Genomic DNA, 20,602 nt, shown 5'->3' with positions numbered 1-20,602 from the left:
GGATCGGCCAGTATCGACTGAAACCGTCCGCGTTCAGAATCCCCACACCAGGGGAATTAACAGAACGGCCGTTGTCCCCACCAACAGACTCAGGGGAACACCAATCCGCATATAGTCGGTGAACTGATAGCGACCGGGACCATAAACCATAAGGTTGGTCTGGTAACCAAGGGGCGTGATAAAACTGGCGGACGCCGCAAACATGACCGCGACCGCAAAGGGGATGAAGTTGACGCCAAGCTGTTCCGACACCGCCAGGGCGATTGGAAACATAAGGACAGCCGCCGCGTTATTGGTAATAACCTCCGTAAAGGCCGCGGTCAGCACATAAATAAGGGCGAGGGCCAGCCAGGGCGTCAGCGTTCCGAAATTCAGCAGGCTGCCGGCCACCCACTGGGCCGCGCCGGTCTCCGACATAGCCGTACCCAGGGCAAATGACGAGGCGATCACCACCAGCACCGGCAGATCCACACTCCGGCGGGCGCGACTGGCGGTAATACAACGGGAGGCAATCATGGCGCCCGCAGCCAGGAACGCCGCTTCCAGGATACTCAGCAGGCCGGAGGCACTGACCACAACCATGGCCAGCAGAATACCCAGTGCCAGGGGCGCCTTGCTGAAATCCGGGGGGGTGGAATCGTTCAGGGCACTGACCAGCAGGAAATCCCGGCGGAACCGGTACTGCTCCGCAAACTCCTGGCTGGCTTCCAGCAACAGGGTATCGCCCATCTTGAAGCGGATATCCCCCAGCTTGCCGGGCACACGCTTGCCCTCCCGGGACACCGACAGGATGGCTGCATTGAAGCGGGAGCGGAACCGACTGTCGCGGACCGTCTGCCCCAGGGCCGAAAACTCCGGCCCCAGCACCACCTCCACCAGGCAGCGCTGATGATTGGCCAGGTCCAGCTTGTGGACGCCACCGTTAGCCGGCTTGAGTCCCTGGATGCGCCTCAGTTCGCTGGCACACTCCGGGGCGCCGACAAAGTAGAGCTTGTCGCCGGGCTGGAGCATCCGGTCCGGCTCCACGGCGGTAATCAGCCGCCCCTTGCGGTCAATCTCGGTCAGGTAACCATAATTCAGTGAACGCAGGCCCGCCTCGGCCACGGTGCGGCCCACCAGCGGCCCCGGGCTGACGACCTCCACTTCCACGCCATATTCCCGGACTGCCTCCAGTTCCTCATTCAGGCCACCCCTGTCCGGCAGCAGGCTGGTGGCGAACAGCACCAGGAAAAGGCCGCCAACCACCAGCAACGGAATCCCCACCCAGGCCAGCTCGAAGAGCCCCAGGTGAATATCCAGCCGGCTCTGCAACAGCCCGTCCACCACCAGGTTGGTGCTGGTGCCGATCAGGGTACAGGTGCCACCGAGTATGGCGGCATAACTGAGGGGAAGGAGCAACTTGGAGGCAGGCAGGTTCAGGCGCTGGGCCCAGTCCTGGACGGCGGGAATAAACATCGCCACCACAGCGGTGTTATTCATGAAGGCACTAAGCACCCCAGTGGGCCCGATCAGACGTGCCTGGGCGCCGGAGGCGCTCTTGGGATGGCCCAGCATTCGCCGGGCGATCCACTGCACCGCCCCGGTTTCCTTCAGGCCCGCCGCCACCACGTACAGCGTCGCGATGGTGATCACGCCCGGGTTGGCAAAGCCCGTCAGGGCCGACGCGGGAGTCAACACGCCCGTAATGACCAGGAGGATCAACGCCCCCATCAGGATCAGGTCCGCCGACACCCGGGTGGCAACCAATGCCCCCAGGACCAGCACCAGCAGAACCAGCGTAAAGATGGCTTCCCACGCCATGGAAATGAGACTCCCGAACCGTGTCCGTGTGCGTAAAAACTCCCTGTCTCATCTGGACGAGAGCCGTGATCTTGCACTAAATGGAATAGCAAAAACCCTTTTAATAACCAGGGCGCACACAGTAAACCGTTTAACCGGCCGAATGCCAAATACGGAATTTGAATAAGGTAATAAAGGTCAGGCGGATTGGCCGTTCTGGAGGATCAGCCCCCGCTCCAGAAGATAGTCAATCAGGCTGTCGATACAGTCATCAACCGTCATCTCGGAGGTATCCAGGCGGACCTCGGCCCGTTCCGGGGCTTCATAGGGGGAGTCGATACCCGTGAAATGCTTGATCTGCCCTGCCCGGGCCTTCTGGTAAAGGCCCTTGGGATCGCGCTCCTCACAGGTGGAGAGCGGCGTGTCCATGAATACCTCGATGAACTCGCCGGCGGGGAAAAGATTACGCACCATGCGACGGTCGCTGGTGAAGGGGGAAATAAAGGCACTGAGCACAATCAGCCCGGAATCGGTAAACAGCTTGCTTACCTCGCCAATGCGGCGGATATTCTCCACCCGGTCACTATCGGAGAAGCCCAGGTCCTTGTTCAGGCCGTGGCGCACATTATCGCCGTCCAGAAGGAACGTATGATAACCCCGATGATGAAGGGCCACGTCCAGGGCATTGGCGATGGTGGACTTACCGGAGCCGCTGAGCCCGGTAAACCACAGCAGGCAGGGCTTCTGGTGCTTGATTTTGGCCCGCTCAGCGCGGGTGACCTTGTGGTTGTGCCAGACGATATTGGAAGACAAGGGAGAATCCTGAGCAGAAATGAATTACGGTATAAGATTATAGGTTTTCGTCATATGTACCGCAAATAGCAGTGAAGGTCATCACCAATGGCCAGGCCCGTTCTGCTTTTTTCTCATGCTCCCAAACGACGAACATCACCTTCCGGCTGCGCCTCAGGCAGGGCGGAATGACACCATACCAGGTCCGCCACCTCGCCATTGGGCGCATAACCGGTGGGGGCCTCGCGGATCAGTTCCGCGATGCGGGCACAGTCGAAGTTCTGGCTGGCAAGGGAAAGCTTCTTGAGGAGGGATTCCACCTCGGCCCAGGGCATGGACGCCTCCCGGGCCATCATGATGCGGGGGTGGCTGGTGCCTTGCGGGTCGTCGCCTATGAGCAGTTCCTCATACAGCTTTTCACCGGGGCGCAGGCCGGTAAAGCGCACTTCAATATCACCATCCGGGTTATCCTCCGTCTTCTCCGACAACCCCATCAGATGGATCATCTTGCGGGCCAGGTCGACAATCTTCACCGGCTCGCCCATATCCAGCACAAACACCTCACCGCCCTGCCCCATACTGCCGGCCTGCAGGACCAGTTGGCTTGCCTCCGGGATGGTCATGAAGTAGCGGATAATATCGGGGTGGGTCACCGTTACCGGACCACCATCGCGGATCTGGTCCCGGAACAGGGGCACCACGGAGCCCGAGGAGCCCAGCACATTGCCAAACCGGACCATGGTGAAGCGGGTATCGGACTGGCGCTCCGCCAACCCCTGCAGTACCAGTTCCGCCAGGCGCTTGCTGGCCCCCATGATGTTGGTGGGGCGCACAGCTTTGTCGGTGGACACCAGCACAAAGCGCTCTACGCCGGTTTCAATGGCCGCTTCCGCCACGTGCCAGGTGCCAAAGGTGTTGTTCTGCACCCCTTCGATAATGTTGTGCTCAACCAGGGGCACATGCTTGTAGGCGGCAGCGTGATAGATGGTGTGCACGCCGAAGGCACGCATAATCGCTTCACATCGGCGACGGTGTATCACACTGCCAAGGGCCGCGTGAAGCTCCACCCCAAGGTCCTCAATGGCATTGATCGAACGCAGTTCCCGTTCGATGGCGTAGAGAGCATATTCGGTCTGCTCGAACAGGATAAGACGGGCCGGCCTCTGGCGCAGGATCTGACGGCACAGTTCGGAACCAATGGAGCCACCGGCACCAGTCACCATCACCGACTTCTCGAAGAGGCTGGAAGCCACCAGGGCACTGTCCGGTGACACGGGCTCACGACCCAGCAGGTCTTCCAGCTCCAGATCACGGATGTCGTTGATGCGGGCCCGGCCAGACACCAGTTCCGACATGCTGGGTACCGTCTGCACCGGAATCGATAGCGACTCCAGATCCCGGAGCAACTGCTTGCGATCCAGGCGTGTGTCCGGGTCCAGCGCCAGCAGCAACCTTTTTACCCCGTGTTTGCGGATGCCTGCCTCAATATGCTTGATGCCATACACCGGCAATCCGTGGATCAGGGTATCGTGATTGGCCCGGCGATAGGTGACAAACATCATCGGCTGATACTGCACTCCCTGCCGCAGGGCCTCTGCCAACTGAATCCCCGTCTCCCCGGCCCCCACGATGGCTACCGGCTCCTTGTTGCGCTGCCTGGGCCGGCCCACCAGCATACGTACGCCCATGCGGGTGCTGCTCACAAAGATAAACGCCAGGGCCCCGTAGATAATGGGAACGGAACGGGGCACGAACACATTCAGCAGATACGCGAGGGCAATCAACGTAAGGGCAGATCCACCCACCCCGATACTGATGGTGACAAACGCCTTATCGCTGAGGTAACGGATGATCGCCCGATACAACCCCAGCCGCACAAAGATGATCAGCGACATACCCACCGTCAGACCACACACCAGCAACTGATCCGTGCTGGGCAGCCAGGTACTTTCCTCCAGCCGAAGGGCAAAGGACGCCCACAGCGCAAAAGACAGGAAAACCGTGTCCGAAAGGACGGAGATCAGGCGTTTTTTATTGCGGGAGAGGTTCAGGAATGCCTGGAGCATTGATATCTCTATGCCATTAAGGGGTCGATGGGGAAAGTCTAGATCAGTCTGACGGGGTTAGCCGTTGAATTTATGTAACCTATTACATTGTCTGGCGCTCATGCATGCTTCACTCCCTGGGCATCCGGCTTATCTATAGCCAACACTGGATTAATCACGCCCCGGCACGCGGTCTCCGCTCCCCTTTCCGGCAACGGTCATGAAAATATACCGGAAATAGGCGCCCATGGTCAGGTTCTCCAGCATCTTCTGGTCCGTTTCCGCCAGTAGCCCAGGGGTGGACATATCGATATCATTCACCTGCGCCAAACCTGTAATGCCAGGCCGAGCAGATAAAACGCCCCGCTTCTCTCGTTCGTCAATCAACTCTTGCTGATTGAACAAACAGGGCCTGGGGCCAACCAGGCTCATCTCACCTTTCAGCACATTCCAAAGCTGGGGCAGTTCATCCAGCTTGGTGCGGCGGAGAAGGCGACCGAATGACGTAATCGCATCGGCACTTGCCAGGTGGCTGGCGACGGAGGCGGTATCTTTGCGCATGGTGCGAAACTTTACCAACGTGAACGGCTTTTTATCACGTCCTACGCGCTCCTGGCGAAATAAAGGCGAACCTGTGTCGAACAATCCTACAAGCAACAGCAGAAGAAGCACCGGAAAGCCCAACACCAGTCCCAGAAAAGCAAAGACCAAATCAAACAAACGAATCAACAGTCGTTCTCCGAAACAAAACAACGCCTGAGTCCTGCTTCAGCAGAAAGCGGAGGCTCCCAGCCGAGAAGATCGCGCGTTTTGGAAATATCAACCTGCAACGAGCCAAGCAGCCTTTGCGCGACCGCTTTACGGCCCAACGCCGAAGCAGCGAACATCAACAGACCCGCCGGCACAGGCACCAGGCGCGCAGGCTTACCCATAGCATCTCCCACGCCCCTCAGTAGCTCGGTGGTAGAAAGATCATGCCCATCACTCACAAGAAAAACCTGATTAGCTGCGGCGGGATGATCAATGCAGGTAACAACCAAGTCAACGAGATTATCGAGAGCGACCAAAGATCGCCTGTTATGAACGGAACCCAGCGGCAAAGGTGCCCCCTTACCAACCAGATCGATCATACTGGCAAAATTCCCCTTCACCCCCGGACCGTAAACCAGCGGAGGCCGGATGACGACCAGTTCCATTCCAGTTTCGTTTGCCAGCCCACGCAGCCCCTGCTCCGCCTCCATTTTGGATATGCCGTACGGGTCCGCCGGAGTGGGCTTATCGTCCGCCGTATACGGACAGCCATAGGGTGTCGTCTCCCCATTCACCTTGATAGAGCTCAGAAAGATAAAGCGCTTTACGCCCGCTTCAGCCGCCTGTCGTGCCAGAGCGAGTGTTCCATCAACGTTGACCCGCCGATACTCGGAAAGCGGATCCTGGGATGTTTCATCCATGATATGGGCTCTTGCCGCAGCATGTATAACCACATCCTGCGAGACCAATGCGGGGGACCAATCAGTTGCTTTGTCCAACGAACCAACAACAACCTTCTCGCCCGGCACATTTGATGTGCTATCCCTGACTGCGTTTGTAAGAGCCAGACCACCAGAACCAGAAATCACCTCAACCAGTCGTTTTCCAACAAAACCCGTCGCACCAGTCAGCAGCACTCGCATTCAGTCTGCCTCCCTGAAAATCACATCACGAAATTCAAGGGCAAGCTGCCGATACTCATACTCCTCCAGCGCCACGTTGCGGCCATTATTTCCAAATCTCTCTCTCTGGTCGGGGGACATGTGATAAAGCTCCAACACAGCATCCGCGAGGGCCCGGGCATCCTCTGCGGGAACAGAAAGCCCAGCCTGAGCCTGGGCGACCGGGTCGGAGGCTCCCGAATAAGCATGCAAAATAGGTTTGCCGGAATAGAGGTACTCGGGAATCTTGTTAGCGCCAATGCCGAAACGATAGAGAGGATCATCAAGCCAGCCGATGAAGCACACGTCGAAATGCTCCATCATCGAGTAAACCTCCAGCTTGGGAATAGGATCGATAAAATGAACATTCGTCAGTTGTCGAGCCTCCACCTCTCTATGAAGTCTCTCTTTTTCCTTGCCACTACCTACCAGCACGAAAGCGATGTCACTGATTGATCTCAGATATTCAGCCGCCTCTATTAGAGTTCCCAGGGCATTGGCCACCCCCATCGTCCCGGTATAACCGACAATGAACTTACCCTGTGGCAATCTGGCCGCACACTCTGAGCCCAAAGGGGCTCGTTCAGATGCTTCCTCAAGAGAAAAGCCATTCGGCACCCAGGTGAACTTCTCTTTACTCACCCCACGCTGTTCCATATGTTCATAAACGTTCTTCAGGTTCGAAATCACCTGATCGGAATCACGGTAAGCTCTATCCTCGACCCATTGCATGAAACGAATAAAAGGATGCCTCGACGAATAGCTTCCGATTTCAGTCAAGGTCATTGGCCAGACGTCCCTCTCCTCAAAGACCAGTCTGGCGTGAAACTTTTTGGCCAACCACTGAGCCCCGAGGTAGGCGATAAGGGACGGGGATGAACAAACAACGGCGTCCGGCACATCTTTGATGAGTCGACGCAGCGCCCTTATACGCCAGGGAAACAGAAACCAGCTGATAGCACGAATTTTGCTATGAGCCTCTGAATACTCCGGCATCCTGACCCACACGACAGTCAAGCCTTCGCGCTCATCGAAGGTGAATGCCGACGTGACCACAGGCTTTTGGCGCAATAGATGATGTGCAGCCGATGTAATCAGATATACCTTGTAGCCCAGCCTGGCCAGTTCCTTCCCCAGATAGTAGTGACGCCCGGCGTAACCGTTCTCGGGTGTGGAGGCATACTGGTTGATTATCCAGACCGTCTTGCTCATGAACTGGCCTTTAAGGAACAAGGGCACAATGGCAACCTGTCCTTCCCGAAAGGCCAGTTGACGATGTGAGCCCCCTTGCCCAGGAATCGAACACTCTGCATCGCTAACGACCTCTGAAGTTCTCAAGTGCCTGTCTGTAAACAGACTGCATTGTCTGTACAGAGGCATCCCATGAATAGTGCTCACGTACATGCATCCTGGCAGCAACCCCCATTCTCTCTCGCATGTCCTTGTCCATCACCAGCCGCTCCATGGCATCAGCTGCTGCGTCGGGATTTTCACCAGGTACAACAAGACCGGTTTCGCCATTGTTCACAACTTCAGGTAAGCCACCAACATCCGAGACGACCACCGGTTTCCCTGCTGCTCCGGCCTCCAATATTGCCACGCCAAAACTCTCGCGGCGGCTAAGTGCAACATAGATATCAAGCTTCTCCAGTTCGCGGGGCACATGCTCATGTGGCACCTGCCCCACAAACTCAACCATGTGCCCGATACCCAGGCCATTGGCCAGGTCGCGGAGCCTTGCGGTTTCTTCCCCGCCACCAACAAGCCGCAAACGCATTGCACCAGACCTTGGCACACCGCCTTGCTCCCGCCGTTGAACCAGAATCGCAAATGCCTTGATGAGCAAGTCAATCCCATAACAGTGCTTCATCCCCTTGACGGTACCCACCACGATCTCGGAATGGTCATCCGTAACCCTGGGGGCAACGCTCTCATAGGGTTGCAGCTCAACCCCAAAGGGTGTGACTGGAATCTCACCCATTTCCGGTGCCAGGGACTGAATCTGTTTCGCCATGGAAACAGAGGTTGATACAACTAGATCGGCAGCACGAAGATTGGCTTTTACCAGCCGTTTATGCAGCCAGGACCTGAACGGGAAATCGTAAACATCACTCCCCCAGACAGACAAAACCAGAGGGTGAAAATTCGCCAACCTGGCAGTGGTACCATACCCGCTGGCATAGTGAGCATTGACAAGGTCAGGCTGGATCTGCCTGAGCAACCGGCGAACCGCAGGCACCATTGTGAAGTAGCCCGCCATGCCCCTGAAAGGAAGAAGGTGGACCTGAACTCCCGACTCGAACGTGTCTGAAACCGGATGTTGAGAGATAACGCTGACATCATATCCCGCCGCATTCAGTCCATTCGCCCAACGGACCGTGTGGATCGAGGACGCTGCCGCCAACAGAACCACCCTCATTCCGCCAGCTCCTCGATAACCTGCCGGGCTCTGGACGTCCAGGAGTGCATTGGCGCCACTCGATCAAGATTCTGACGCACCAGTTTCCATGCATCACCAGTCGATGTCAGGTGGCAAAGCAACTGACTCAGCGCCTGATCCTCATACGGTATCGTCCACCCTACCCCATGGTCGGCAACAAACTCCCCGGCCAGCGTGCCCTCACTGGCTAAAACTGGCTTTCCATAACCAAGGTACTCATACAGCTTCACTGGTGAAGCGAACTCCCAGTAGGTCGATGGTTTTACCCACAGAACCGCCAGGTCAGATGCCCTCAGCTCACGAAGCATCGCCTCACCAGACTCATGGATCACACGGATATTCGAACTCAACTCAGGGTACTCACTCCTGACGGCCTTCCATTCATCCACCCGTGTACAAACCGTCAGTTGGACACCCGGCATGTTTCGGACGACCGAAAACAGCTTATGCAGTTGATAGTGACTCGACATCCCTCCAACGTAAAACAGCTTCAGTTGTCGGTCGTCAGCGTATGAGTCATCGCCGACCGGGCGAATCGAGGGAGTGATATGGCCTGGGGGCAGTGCGGCAAACTTACCGGGATCGACGAGCGGGACATGGTCCCCCATTTGCCTTGACGGGAGGAACAGGCGTGTCAGAACGCGGTTATACACCCACAGGTCATACCAATAGGCAAGCTTGGCCGCAGACCTTTTCAGCCAACCGAGCCCTGAGCCATACCCCGGAAAAACCCAATAGATATCCCGATAAAACAGACCAATCGGTATTTTTTGTTTATTGCAGAAACGAAAGAACGAGTAATCCAGAAGCGGCCGCACCGGCAAATGGCCGGGATCCGTCATAATGGTTGGCATTGTGGAGGATTCAGAGTAGACGAAATCGTACCTGACTCCACGCGCCACATTATTCCTGATGTCGGAAATCCTGGCCTTTCTCTCGGCTGAATAACCACAAACCAGGTCCACCTGAACCCCAAGCGACTGAAATGCATCCAGCATTCTTAATGGCCTTATACCGCTGGCCGACCTGGACTCAGGATCAAGCGGAAGAGGATAGTGAAAGATAATGCGCATGCTTCCCCGCGGGTTACTCACCGAATATTTGAACTAACGCAACAGCCGAACGAGCCAGAACTTGATCGCTGCGTCCAGAACATAGGCCCCACTGGTTGCCGCCGCCGCGCCCGGCAACCCAAACTCCGGGATGAGCAGAATATTGCCAGCAACATTCACGACAACAACCAGCAATGCCACGTACATATTCCACTCAGGCTTACCCGCTGCCGCTATACAGTTGGACTGTATTCTTGCCCCTGCCCATAACACCACACCGGGCAACAGCCAAAGCAGAACAGGAAAAGCCGCGATGTAGTCTGTACCGAATAACGGCCCCAGAAGCCAGTACAGAAGGACCGCAACTCCGCCGCCCGCCAGCGCAGTAATCGCGACCATCCCCACAAACGCTTTCTGGGTGAGCGCATGCCGTGCGTCAGGATCCTCATGCATCGCCGACAGCCTGGGAAAAAGGACGGTACTGGCAGCCTGCGATGGTATCCAGAGCCGTTCCGATATCTGCACCGCAACAACGTATATCCCCGCTGACATCGGCGATAGCAGGAAATTCACAAGGAACACATCAGCCCGGTAATTGATCAGCGTAATGGCGTTTGACAACTGCGCCTTCCAGCCATAACCAATGACCTTTCGAGAGTAGGCTTTCAGCGAAAATCCGGCAGCGCTGGAACCGTTATTCACAAGAAACTTCCGCAGGAACACCAGAATAGCCACCAACCCGCACGTCTGTGCCAAAAGGTAGGAAGCCAGAGCTCCGGAAACCCCGAGATCCAGAATATAGAAAGAACTGACAACGCCCAGTAACAACACCACAGGCGGTATCAGCACTGATAAATTGAAGGCCCTGAAGTCCTCAATACCCTGTAGCACCGTACTGAGATAGGCCAGCAGTAACGTTACCGGAAACGCGCAAAAACCGATGAACAGCAACGATATGGGGACGCCTGGAAAAATCACCTCGCCCCAGAGATATACGACCGGTGCGGCCGTAATGAGCCCCAAACCAGTAACAGCGAGGGCAATCAGGATATTGCCCTTGACCGCCCAGGCTGCGGAAACGCCACCCCGGCTCAGGTAATACACCGTTGCAGGACCAACACCGAAATTCAGAAACCCCGTCAGCAAAGTCGGCACCAGTACGGACATGGCATAAAAGCCGTTGCCTTCCGGACCCAGCTCACGAGCAATCAACACCACGACAATAAGCTGGACAACGGCGGCAAATACCTGGCGCCCAAGGGTCATGCCAATGTTGCGACGCAAGACAGTGGATGTGCCTTGTTCACGAAGCCGCAGCAAAAAGCCCCTCACGAGGCCCCTTTCCCTGCTGCGTAATCAGTCAGCACCCGTTCATACTCCTGGATTAGCCTGTTAGCCACAGAAACACCGGAGAAACGGCTGTGGGCTCTGGAAGCAATTCCATGGCGATCATAATGTCCAAGCTCCCTTGTCACCTTGTGCATGGCTGACATCAACTCATCGGGTGCGCCTGCCGACACGAGTTCCCCATCACCTTCAAGCACGATGCTCTCCGGCCCACCACACCGGGTGGCAATGACAGGCACACCGGCCATCAACGACTCGGCGGCTACCACCCCGAAGGTTTCATAGTGACTCGCGATCACCATCACATCGACACGAGCCAAGAGCCCGGGCACCTCATCGGGGGGGACCACACCAAGAAAACGGACTTTTCCAGAGAGCCCCATATCATGAACCTGCCCTTCCAGGACTGAACGAGCAGGCCCATCCCCTCCAAGCAGCAACTCAGACTCCGGAACCAGGGCCTGAAAATCGTGAAAGGCGGCAATCAGGTCCGACTGCCCCTTATTCTCAGTCATCATGGCGAGATTAAGAAACGTGATCCTGGAAGAGGCAGCGCCAGCTTGGCTTTCCATGTTGCAAAAGCGTTCTGCAACCACGTTCGGAATCCAGCGCCAGCGACCGGATGTTACCGGGATCAAATTCTCTAACAGCGCCCCCAGGGCGGGACTGACACATATGCAGCCAGAGGCGTGGCTGAACGCGGTTTCGGCCAGTCTCAATTGCCAACCTGCATAGTATCCTCTCGCGTAGACCGAACTGTGCTCCGTCACCACTACGGGTATGTCAAGCTCCGCGCCTAAGGATACACTCGCAGCGCCGGCATACAGGGCTGAATGAGCGTGAATGACATCCGGCCGACCGTGCTCTTTTACATACTGCTCTAATAGCCTGCTGAGCTGGTGCCGGTATAGCCAGAAATTGCCGTAGGGAATCCTTGGGAGAGTGGCAAAAATCGACTTTCGATAAGTTGCTACTCCATTATCGGCCTCATAGGAAACCGAAGCACGGTTCCTGGCCTTCCGAGAGCGAAACAGGGTACGCACTGACATCAAGCTCAGGGCGACCACACCAACCTTATGGCCAAGACCCGATAACGCCATCGCCTGGTCTCGGAAAAACACGCCTTTTACGTCATCCGGAGTATCGGGATACCAGGATGGAATTACGAGAACATGCATACATCAAGCTCAAGTCAGTCATGCCAAAGTTGGCTGCGGGCCATTACACCTGTCGAACCAGGTCACTCCGTGCTGACCACCCCGTGGTAGTGAGGTTCTGCAGCGGCTCCCTGAGGGTTGTGGCGACCAATTGCCACCAGCCCGACAAAGAATATTGCGAAAAAATAGATATAGAAATATTTTAAAGATGAGGAAGATATCACACCCCAAAATGGCGATGTAACAACAAGCAAGGAAAAATACCGGGCCAGAATCCCACCTTTCGAGTTGTTATCAAGAAAAACGAACCGTAACGCAGAAATCAGCAAAACAAACAGAAAAACAACCCCAAACACGCCATGCAGGGCCAGAACTTCCAGTATGAGATTATGTGGATCAACCAAACAAAGATCACAATAAATGGCCATTTCCTTCGTATAAACAGAAAGCGAAGGAAAACCAAAGAAAAGGGCACTCGGATTATCGACTAACACCTCACCAAAGACAGCGATAGTTCTTAACCTTATTGCTGTACTCACATCAAAAAAGTATTGATGGAATTCCGCACTGAAAACCAGCACGAAAGTCACCACAGATAAAGAAACGGTCGTCGGGAAAAGTAGCCTCCATACACCACTGGACTTTGCCAGGATAATCATAAATAGCGCAACACCAATCGCCAACTGAAAACCTCTTGACCCCATATACAGACCATGGGTAATCAGAAGCACCAGAAGAACCACACAGAGAGACTTAATTCGTGGTGACGAACGACGGTCAAAGAGTTTAAGTAGAAAAAAAGACGAGACAAAGAAAAGAACGACACTGTAATCGTTATAGTTTGGGAAAAGAGCCGAAACAACAAACCGGTCCTGAAGAAGCAGCGGCGACACGCCAGAGAGGCCATACCTGGTTATGGCCAAAGACTGACCGACCAGGACCTCCCACACACCCAAGCAGATAACCAACAAAAAACCGACCAGCACTGAGGCGCTGAGAGCTTTACGCAGCCTTAATGGAGACGATATCACAGCAACCGCGACGGCCAACATAACCAATGGCGTTAAAGCATCGAGTAACGTTCCTTGATACAAGGCGACTGAAGCCATCCGGAATCCTGAAAGCAATGCCAGTGAGCACACCAGAACCCACTCTGTAACCGAGTATTCGCGCGTGGAGAATAATAAACAGAATAAAACCACGGATGGTACAAGAACCCAAATACCACCGGGAACACGCGCGAACAGGGCAATCACCCCCAGGCACATAGCCAAAAACAAAGGCAGCCGGGCAAGCCTCAGATAAACAAGGGCACTTCGAGGATCAGGACTCATTCAGCAAAGCTTCCTCGAACATGAATGTTGCATAAACAAACTAACGAACGAATACCACAAAATGCAGCCACATCAATCAACCGAAATCCCTGAGCTGCTTTTTTGTATACGCCCACAACTCTGAAGCATAAACCAGGAAAAGCCCCAGAAAGATCCCAGCGATGACACCAATGAATATATTGATCAACCAACGCCACTCCGATGTCAGCCGTTGCCGGCTGGCCAGTGACACCAGCTCACTCTCCTGGATCTTGGCCATCTGCTTTTGGAGTTCCATTCTCTCCCGGTGGATCTGGGCCTTCGATCCATTGACCTGTCGACCATCCTGCCTAATCAGCTCTAGCTCCTCTCCGGCGGCGGATAATGCATTGCTCAGCTTATCCATATAATCCCGCTGCACGTCCTTATGGACCTCCAGGAGCTCGTTTAGTACCACTTCATGGAGCCCCCTTATCCGCTCAGCGTCGCCGAAAGCACCAACGGACAGCACCCTGATTAAATTACTCTGGCGTTCATGACCAGCTGTCATACCAACACCGAATGCGTTATCCATATCCTGGGCAGCAGTGGGGTAAAGACCCTCCTCAATTAAGGTGACGGCTTCCTGTGGCTCCTGAATTGGCATATTCCGTTCCAGGGATCCAATCTGGAAGAGGCTTGTGTAACGGTACTGGGGTTCTTTGGTATAGGTGATTGCTATAGAGGCAAGCAGGCATATTGCCAGACCGAGTATGAAATAACGTTTCCTGCCCAGGAAAATCCTCACCAAATCGACAAATGGGACACGTTTTTTCTCGAAGGGGTGCTGTTGCGTTTCGCTTTGATTCATTTCCTAGGGGATCATCCAATGGTTTCTATGAGTGAGCTAATAACCCTGTCCTGATCAACGTCGCTCAGGTAAGGGTGAATGGGGAGGCTAAGAACCCGACCTGCGGCCAGATCCCCAACAGGTAAAGTCACCTCGTCAGACTGAACGGCCGGCTGTTTATTCAATGGCGTGGGGTAGTGTATTGCGGTTGGTATATTCCGTGCCCTGAGCCGCTCCGCAACCGCATCCCTGTTCTTCAGACCCAGGGTGTACTGGGCCCAGGCGCACCGACATTGCGGAAGGACAACCGGCGCACTTCCAGGCAGTTCACTGGCGAAGGCATCGCTATATCGCCTGGCTACCCGATTCCGTGCCTCGATCTCGTCATCCAGGATATCAAGCTTAACCAGCAGGATAGCTGCCTGGATGGTATCAAGCCGGCTATTCACCCCCACGCGGACATGGTGGTAACGCCTGTCCTGCCCATGACGGGCAATCTGGCGGAGAATAACGGCAAGATCATCATCATTGGTGAAAATCGCCCCGCCATCCCCATAGCAGCCCAACGGCTTACTTGGAAAAAAGCTTGTGCAACCAATATCACTCAGGTTGCAGCTTCTTCTTCCCTTATAGCTTGCACCGAAGCTTTGAGCGCCATCCTCGATCACAGGCACGTTGTGCCTGGATGCAATCTCATTGATGGCGTCGAAATCCGCGCACTGGCCATAGAGCGATACCGGGATAATCGCCCTGGTGCGCGGTGTGATGGCGGCCTCCAGCTTTGCCGGATCCATATTGTAAGTCTGTGGGTCTATGTCGACATAAACCGGCTTAGCACCCAGCAGCGCAGGCGTTTCCGCCGTAGCAATGTAACTGAACCCCGGCACGATGACCTCGTCACCAGGCCCCACACCCAGAGCCATCTGGGCGATCTGAAGAGCGTCAGTACCATTGGCTACGGTTATACAGTGCCTGGCTCCAGTATAGGCAGTCAGCTTTTCTTCCAGCTCGGTCACCTCCGGCCCCAGGATATACTTGCCATGGGCCAGGACTGTCTGAAGGTTGGCGTCGATCTTGTCTTTGATTCGGGCCTGCTGGGCCGCCAGGTCTATGAACTGCATGCTTGGTTAACCTTTGAATCGGGAAGGTATGCCGGATGGAGTATAGTATTCAGGCTTTGGAAAGCAGCCCATTCGTCAAAAGGTAACGGGTACCCGTATGGGCACACACCGTCTCTCCATCGCCGGTGACAGGCAGGTCCAGTTGTTCACCAAACTCGCTCATCCAGCCAATCTGCCTCGCTGGCACGCCTACCATCAGCGCATAGGCCGGCACATCCTTGTTAACAACAGCACCCGCACCTATAAAAGCGTAGCTGCCAATGGTGACGCCGCACACAATGGTGCAGTTGGCCCCCAGGCTGGCGCCTTTCTTCACGATGGTGTCCCGGTACTCATCCTTTCGCTCAATCAAGGAACGGGGATTATAGACATTGGTGAACACCATACTCGGGCCACAGAACACCCCTTCTTCCAGGTGAACGTTGTCATAGACGGAAACATTGTTCTGGATCTTGCAGTTGTCGCCAATGGTGACCTTGTTGCCCACGAATACGCCCTGGCCCATGGAGACGTTCCTGCCTATAACGGCACCGCCACAGACGTGGACGAAGTGCCATACGCGGGAGCCTTCTCCGATTTGGGCGCCTTCGTCTACTATTGCACTTGGGTGTATTTGCACAGACATTGTAGGTTCCTGCTCTTAGCTCTGACTTGGTTCGGGCCTACTCCACCCTCTCCCCTGCCCCCATTACTCGGGACTTCGCCCCTCGCCCTCCGGGCCAGCCTGCGGCTGTTCTGCGCTTCGCTGGTCCCGTCGAGGGAGAGGGGAAGAGTACACCGCTGACCTTCTACTTAATCAGGCGGTTCAGGAAGGGGTGGGCTTCGTTTGGCGCCGGGGTTTCCTGGGGAGCGGTGCGGATGTGGTTGACGGTTTCCACGCAATGGCGGGCGTCTTCTATGCCGTAGCCCCGACCGGCCAGGATTTCCTGGTAACTTACGGTATGCAGATCTGTGAAGCCGCTGGAGAACTCGATTGCTTCGCCTTCGCAGGTGATGGAACGATAGGTTGGCTGTTTGCCTTTTACGCTCTCCGGCAGGTCGTTCGCGTCGATGGAGAGGAACCAGGGTACCCTGGCTTTTTCGTATTCCAGATAGCCGGCGGCCTTGTATTCGTTGGCATAGTGCAGAACGTTTTTCTGCAACCTGCCGAAAACGAAATGCAGCATGTCGAAGAAGTGCACACCAATGTTGGTGGCCACGCCAAATGACCGGCGGGGATCCCCCTTCCAGCTTTCCATGTACCACCTGCCACGAGAGGTGATGTAGGTGAGCTCCACCTCATACTTGTCCGCGCGGTTCTCGCTGGCAACCTTTTCCTTCAGGTCCAGGATGGCCTGGTGATGGCGGAGTTGCAGGATGTTGTATACCTTCCTGCCGGTTTCCCGCTCAATCAGTGCCAGCTCGTCCAACAACTCCGGCGTCGGCACCAGGGGCTTTTCACAGATCACATCACAGCCCAGACGCAGGCCTGCGGCGATGTGGGCGTGGTGCAGATAGTTGGGTGAGCACACAGCCACGTAGTCCAATGCAGTTTCCGGGCTACGCTTGAGTTGCCAGGCGTATTCCTGGAAGCGCTCGAACTCGGTAAAGAATTCGCTGGCTGGGGAGATGCTGTCGATGATACCGACCGAATCGTTGGTATCGTAGGCAATGCTCAGGTGATTGCCAGTCTCCTTGATGGCTTTCATGTGGCGTGGGGCGATGTAGCCCGCCGCGCCAATGAGCGCAAAGTTCTTCATGGATCGATTCCGGTTCAGGCTTTGATAACGTTAGCAGCAGTCTCGCGGTATTTCCCGCGGCTATCAATGATCAGACGGGCAGCAGACTTGATCAGGTCGTAATCAAACCGATCATGGTCGGTCGCAAGTATGACAGCATCGTATTCAGATAATGCCTGCTCCGACAGCTCAACGCTCGATAAATCGAAGTGATGCTCCCGCATTTCCGGAAACACCGGCACGTGAGGATCGCTGTATGACACCACTGCCCCCTTCTGCTCCAGAATCTCCATGATCTCAACGGAAGGGGACTCCCGCATATCGTCTACATTCTTCTTGTAGGCAATGCCGAGCACCAGCACCTTGCTGCCCTTAAGCGCCCTGCCGGCATCGTTCAGCCCGTCCATCACCTTGCCCACCACGTATTCAGGCATGGCCTTGTTGATTTCACCGGAAAGCTCAATGAAACGGGTATGCAGTCCGTACTCCCGAGCCTTCCAGGTCAGGTAGAAGGGGTCGATGGGAATACAGTGACCACCAAGACCCGGCCCCGGATAGTAGGCGGTAAAACCAAAGGGTTTGGTGGCAGCGGCATCAATCACCTCAAACAGGTCTATGCCCATGCGGTCTGCGACGATCTTCATTTCGTTGACCAGACCAATGTTGACGGCCCGGTGGATGTTCTCCAGCAACTTGGTCATTTCCGCCGCCTTGGTGGAACTGACCGGCACCACCCGATCGATGGCCTGCCCGTACAGGGCAACACCAACCTCGAGGCAATTCGGGGTATGCCCCCCGACCACTTTTGGAATGGTCCGTGTCTCGAAATCCGGATTACCGGGATCTTCCCGCTCCGGGGAGTACACCAGGAAAATGTTCTCGCCGACCGTGAGGTAGTCGTTCTCAATCCGGGGAAGTAACTCTTCCTCCGTAGTGCCGGGATAGGTGGTGCTTTCGAGAGAGATCACCTGCCCTTCCCGGAAGTAAGGTCGGAGGGCTTCCGTGGTGTTCACAACGTAGCTGATATCCGGCTCGCGGTACTTGTTCAGCGGCGTGGGCACGCAAAGAATAAGGGCGTCGCACTCCGCTGCGCTACTGAAGTCCGTTGTCCCCTCAAAGCCGGCATCCCGGGCAGCAGCCACCTTCTCGTCCGAAATGTGCTCAATGTAGCTGCGACCCGCGTTCAGCCTGGCTACTTTCGCTTCATCGATATCGAGCCCAATCACCCTGTAGCCAACGGAACTGTACCGCAGGACCAGCGGCAGGCCCACATAGCCCAATCCGACTACGCCAATCACGGCTTTACGATCGGAAAATTTCCCCAGAAGTGCCGGAAGGCAGCCTGCTACGGAGTTACCATTAGACATAGGCATCAAAGATGTAACCTGCAACTAAAATTAACGTAGGAATGGATACTGACTTGCGTCCTAAAGACCCAACGGCATCACGATGGTATGAGGCTAATTCGAAACGTGACTCTGCAGCTGTAGGACCATGCCGTAGAAGCACGTCTCCTGAACACGCCCGAAGTATACTTGCCTGTTTCCATACTGCAACCGCAGACAGGTAGGACGGCACATCCAACGAATTCGCTGTGGTAGAATTGCCAGCTAGACTAGGCCTTCGTCCCAAAGCACCGAACCCACCACTAAGTCAAGGATCATCAAACCATTATGCTGAAAGAGATTGGAGCGGCACTACAATGGTATGCCATGCTCGGAGCAAGATTTTTTCGGGTTTTCCCGGTGGGTACCGTTTCAGCCATCACCCTGACCTTTCTCGCTCAACTGGCCTTGATCGCCTCTCTCCTGTTGCCCTTGAAGATCGTGATGATCATGAGCAGCGGAAATATACCTAATGTTCTTCCGTCGGCTTTTGACCATGTAAACGAAAATATTCTCATCTCTGCATTAGCAGCAATAGCAATCGGCGCCTTTCTGTTCAACAGCATCGCCACTAAAACTATTGAAAATCTAGCCGGAAAAGGCGCCTCAAAAGTACAGCAGCACGCGGATAAACTGGCTCTGTTTGAAAACCAAGACAACCTTGCACAAACCGCCTTGTTAAAGTTTACAGCAACAATCGCCAGCCTGCTCTTTGTCATCGCAGGACTTGCCATTCTTACTTGGCTATATTGGGAACTCGCGGCCGTTGCCGCTATCTACGTGGCGGTATGTCTAGGAATCTATTCTGGGATTTGGGCAAAAGCACCCAGCCAATGGACAACAATATCAAGCCAACTCGGAAAACACCTCGGCACTCTTTCAAATGTTGGCTTCCTGGCGCTATTCCTAACCATAGTAATTGACTATATGGTAGACACAATCCCTGGATTTCTCGCTGTTTTGCTCTCAATTATTCTTTCGCGCCAGCTTTTCTCTCAGATGGCAGCCGGCATAAATAGCATCTATTTCCTTAATACCCATCAACCGAAGATTAAAGCTATTACCTTCGAGAATCACGCCTTTGCTAATACTTACCACGGAAAGCAAGGTTCCGTGTGGGGTTATCTGACCGACGATGCAGACCAACAAGAACTGATTGAATACGTATGCAAATTAAGCGGCGCGAAACCAAGCGAGACCCGCATAAGCTGGATGGACACGGGATTGCAAAATATCCTCCACTTTATAGTAGAAGTTCGCTCACCAGATCAGAAGTATCTGGTTAGGGTCTTCGACAAAAACAAAACTGCCAAAGCCCGGCATGAAGCCACGCTCCTACTGGCGCCGCCGGAAAATCTACCCAGCCCCGAACTATTGCGCGCGGCGACCACAAAGAAACAGTTCCATATTCACATCTTTGACATTTCAGGCTGCACCCCGCTTCCCACTTCAAGAAAAAAGAGCGCACTCAGCGAACTTGATCAAACACTTTCACAAATCACGCCATCTTCCGAACTGATTGAGCAGCATCAGCGTTCAAGGCTAATGATATGGGACCGAATTGATAAAAAGCTTATAGAGCGAATCACTGCCTCATCAACAGAAGATGGTAAAGATCTTAAGAAAGAAGCGCTTGCGTTATTACCAACGTGGAAAGAAGAACTAAAAGCATTGCCGCTCGCAATCCGAAACCCAAGGAACAAGTCAAACCTGCTCTTGATGTGTTCAAATGAAGACATCATATCAACCTACTGGGGAGAATGGAGCATTGAGCCATGTAATCGAGCTACAGATGACAACGACAGAGCGACATCACAATTGCTGGCTCTTTGTCACAATCTTGAACAAGCTACCACTAATCAGAAGTATTCCGAAGCTTCAAAGATACTACATAGAATGCTTCAATCTTAAATATAGGCAATAGGTTAGGCCG

The 20,602-nt window shown here is 54.7% G+C and carries 17 protein-coding genes; 1 reads left to right on the top strand and 16 read right to left on the bottom strand.

Translation table 11 applies throughout. The features are described 5' to 3' along the window. Positions 1–33: 33 nt before the first annotated feature. From ACJO2E_RS12575 to ACJO2E_RS12500, 16 genes are all read right to left on the bottom strand, one after another. A complete protein-coding gene (locus tag ACJO2E_RS12575) occupies positions 34–1,800 on the bottom strand; it encodes an SLC13 family permease (protein WP_406964259.1) in 1,767 nt (588 codons plus the stop codon). A 177-nt stretch (positions 1,801–1,977) separates the two neighbouring features. Beyond that, positions 1,978–2,592: an adenylyl-sulfate kinase gene (gene cysC / locus ACJO2E_RS12570; RefSeq protein ID WP_406964258.1), complete on the bottom strand. Its 615-nt coding sequence runs from the start codon at positions 2,590–2,592 to the stop codon at positions 1,978–1,980. Between the two features lie 113 nt (positions 2,593–2,705). Then, positions 2,706–4,637: a polysaccharide biosynthesis protein gene (locus ACJO2E_RS12565; protein ID WP_406964257.1), complete on the bottom strand. Its 1,932-nt coding sequence runs from the start codon at positions 4,635–4,637 to the stop codon at positions 2,706–2,708. A gap of 150 nt (positions 4,638–4,787) precedes the next feature. Continuing rightward, positions 4,788–5,345, bottom strand: a complete 558-nt coding sequence (locus ACJO2E_RS12560; RefSeq protein WP_406964255.1) for a sugar transferase — start codon at positions 5,343–5,345, stop codon at positions 4,788–4,790. Further along, a complete protein-coding gene (locus tag ACJO2E_RS12555) occupies positions 5,342–6,289 on the bottom strand; it encodes a UDP-glucose 4-epimerase family protein (protein WP_406964253.1) in 948 nt (315 codons plus the stop codon). Before ACJO2E_RS12555 ends, ACJO2E_RS12560 begins: the two co-directional genes overlap by 4 nt. Further along, positions 6,290–7,519 carry a glycosyltransferase family 4 protein gene (locus tag ACJO2E_RS12550; protein WP_406964252.1) on the bottom strand — a complete coding sequence of 410 codons (1,230 nt, stop codon included), beginning with the start codon at positions 7,517–7,519 and terminating at the stop codon, positions 6,290–6,292. It lies immediately after the preceding gene. Positions 7,520–7,622: 103 nt separating this feature from the next. Continuing rightward, a complete protein-coding gene (locus ACJO2E_RS12545) occupies positions 7,623–8,726 on the bottom strand; it encodes a glycosyltransferase (RefSeq protein ID WP_406964251.1) in 1,104 nt (367 codons plus the stop codon). Next, positions 8,723–9,745, bottom strand: a complete 1,023-nt coding sequence (locus ACJO2E_RS12540; protein ID WP_406964250.1) for a glycosyltransferase family protein — start codon at positions 9,743–9,745, stop codon at positions 8,723–8,725. Before ACJO2E_RS12540 ends, ACJO2E_RS12545 begins: the two co-directional genes overlap by 4 nt. A 108-nt stretch (positions 9,746–9,853) precedes the next feature. Then, positions 9,854–11,083 (bottom strand): oligosaccharide flippase family protein, encoded by a 1,230-nt coding sequence (locus tag ACJO2E_RS12535; protein WP_406964248.1) that lies wholly within the window; start codon positions 11,081–11,083, stop codon positions 9,854–9,856. 44 nt (positions 11,084–11,127) lie between these two features. After that, positions 11,128–12,324, bottom strand: coding sequence for a glycosyltransferase (locus ACJO2E_RS12530; RefSeq protein WP_406964246.1), 1,197 nt, complete (start codon positions 12,322–12,324; stop codon positions 11,128–11,130). 62 nt (positions 12,325–12,386) lie between these two features. Beyond that, complete coding sequence (locus ACJO2E_RS12525; RefSeq protein ID WP_406964245.1) at positions 12,387–13,637, bottom strand: hypothetical protein; 1,251 nt, start codon at positions 13,635–13,637, stop codon at positions 12,387–12,389. A 76-nt stretch (positions 13,638–13,713) separates the two neighbouring features. Continuing rightward, positions 13,714–14,466: a hypothetical protein gene (locus ACJO2E_RS12520; protein WP_406964244.1), complete on the bottom strand. Its 753-nt coding sequence runs from the start codon at positions 14,464–14,466 to the stop codon at positions 13,714–13,716. Positions 14,467–14,477: 11 nt separating this feature from the next. Then, positions 14,478–15,566 carry a DegT/DnrJ/EryC1/StrS family aminotransferase gene (locus ACJO2E_RS12515; RefSeq protein WP_406964243.1) on the bottom strand — a complete coding sequence of 363 codons (1,089 nt, stop codon included), beginning with the start codon at positions 15,564–15,566 and terminating at the stop codon, positions 14,478–14,480. 49 nt (positions 15,567–15,615) lie between these two features. Next, positions 15,616–16,191: an acyltransferase gene (locus ACJO2E_RS12510; RefSeq protein WP_406964241.1), complete on the bottom strand. Its 576-nt coding sequence runs from the start codon at positions 16,189–16,191 to the stop codon at positions 15,616–15,618. Positions 16,192–16,354: 163 nt separating this feature from the next. After that, entirely contained in the window at positions 16,355–17,305 is a 951-nt protein-coding gene (locus ACJO2E_RS12505; protein ID WP_406964240.1) for a Gfo/Idh/MocA family oxidoreductase, read from the bottom strand. Between the two features lie 14 nt (positions 17,306–17,319). Continuing rightward, a complete protein-coding gene (locus tag ACJO2E_RS12500) occupies positions 17,320–18,651 on the bottom strand; it encodes a nucleotide sugar dehydrogenase (protein ID WP_406964769.1) in 1,332 nt (443 codons plus the stop codon). A gap of 306 nt (positions 18,652–18,957) precedes the next feature. Between ACJO2E_RS12500 and ACJO2E_RS12495 the strand changes: the two genes are divergently transcribed. Further along, positions 18,958–20,580: a hypothetical protein gene (locus ACJO2E_RS12495; RefSeq protein WP_406964238.1), complete on the top strand. Its 1,623-nt coding sequence runs from the start codon at positions 18,958–18,960 to the stop codon at positions 20,578–20,580. Positions 20,581–20,602 lie beyond the last annotated feature (22 nt).

Origin of the sequence: Marinobacter shunpengi, from assembly GCF_045449695.1 — a bacterium.
GTDB lineage: Bacteria > Pseudomonadota > Gammaproteobacteria > Pseudomonadales > Oleiphilaceae > Marinobacter.
The sequence above is the reverse complement of the archived record's forward strand: the minus strand, read 5'-3'. Positions and strand labels throughout refer to the sequence as shown.

What these genes read in the sequence shown, in the direction of transcription:
- ACJO2E_RS12575 (WP_406964259.1), bottom strand. Translation starts at nt 1,800, where the DNA reads ATGGCGTGGGAAGCCATCTTTACGCTGGTTCTGCTGGTGCTGGTCCTG.
- ACJO2E_RS12565 (WP_406964257.1), bottom strand. Translation starts at nt 4,637, where the DNA reads ATGCTCCAGGCATTCCTGAACCTCTCCCGCAATAAAAAACGCCTGATC.
- ACJO2E_RS12555 (WP_406964253.1), bottom strand. Translation starts at nt 6,289, where the DNA reads ATGCGAGTGCTGCTGACTGGTGCGACGGGTTTTGTTGGAAAACGACTG.
- ACJO2E_RS12550 (WP_406964252.1), bottom strand. Translation starts at nt 7,519, where the DNA reads ATGAGCAAGACGGTCTGGATAATCAACCAGTATGCCTCCACACCCGAG.
- ACJO2E_RS12545 (WP_406964251.1), bottom strand. Translation starts at nt 8,726, where the DNA reads ATGAGGGTGGTTCTGTTGGCGGCAGCGTCCTCGATCCACACGGTCCGT.
- ACJO2E_RS12540 (WP_406964250.1), bottom strand. Translation starts at nt 9,745, where the DNA reads ATGCTGGATGCATTTCAGTCGCTTGGGGTTCAGGTGGACCTGGTTTGT.
- ACJO2E_RS12530 (WP_406964246.1), bottom strand. Translation starts at nt 12,324, where the DNA reads ATGCATGTTCTCGTAATTCCATCCTGGTATCCCGATACTCCGGATGAC.
- ACJO2E_RS12525 (WP_406964245.1), bottom strand. Translation starts at nt 13,637, where the DNA reads ATGAGTCCTGATCCTCGAAGTGCCCTTGTTTATCTGAGGCTTGCCCGG.
- ACJO2E_RS12520 (WP_406964244.1), bottom strand. Translation starts at nt 14,466, where the DNA reads ATGAATCAAAGCGAAACGCAACAGCACCCCTTCGAGAAAAAACGTGTC.
- ACJO2E_RS12515 (WP_406964243.1), bottom strand. Translation starts at nt 15,566, where the DNA reads ATGCAGTTCATAGACCTGGCGGCCCAGCAGGCCCGAATCAAAGACAAG.
- ACJO2E_RS12510 (WP_406964241.1), bottom strand. Translation starts at nt 16,191, where the DNA reads ATGTCTGTGCAAATACACCCAAGTGCAATAGTAGACGAAGGCGCCCAA.
- ACJO2E_RS12505 (WP_406964240.1), bottom strand. Translation starts at nt 17,305, where the DNA reads ATGAAGAACTTTGCGCTCATTGGCGCGGCGGGCTACATCGCCCCACGC.
- ACJO2E_RS12500 (WP_406964769.1), bottom strand. Translation starts at nt 18,651, where the DNA reads ATGTCTAATGGTAACTCCGTAGCAGGCTGCCTTCCGGCACTTCTGGGG.
- ACJO2E_RS12495 (WP_406964238.1), top strand. Translation starts at nt 18,958, where the DNA reads ATGCTGAAAGAGATTGGAGCGGCACTACAATGGTATGCCATGCTCGGA.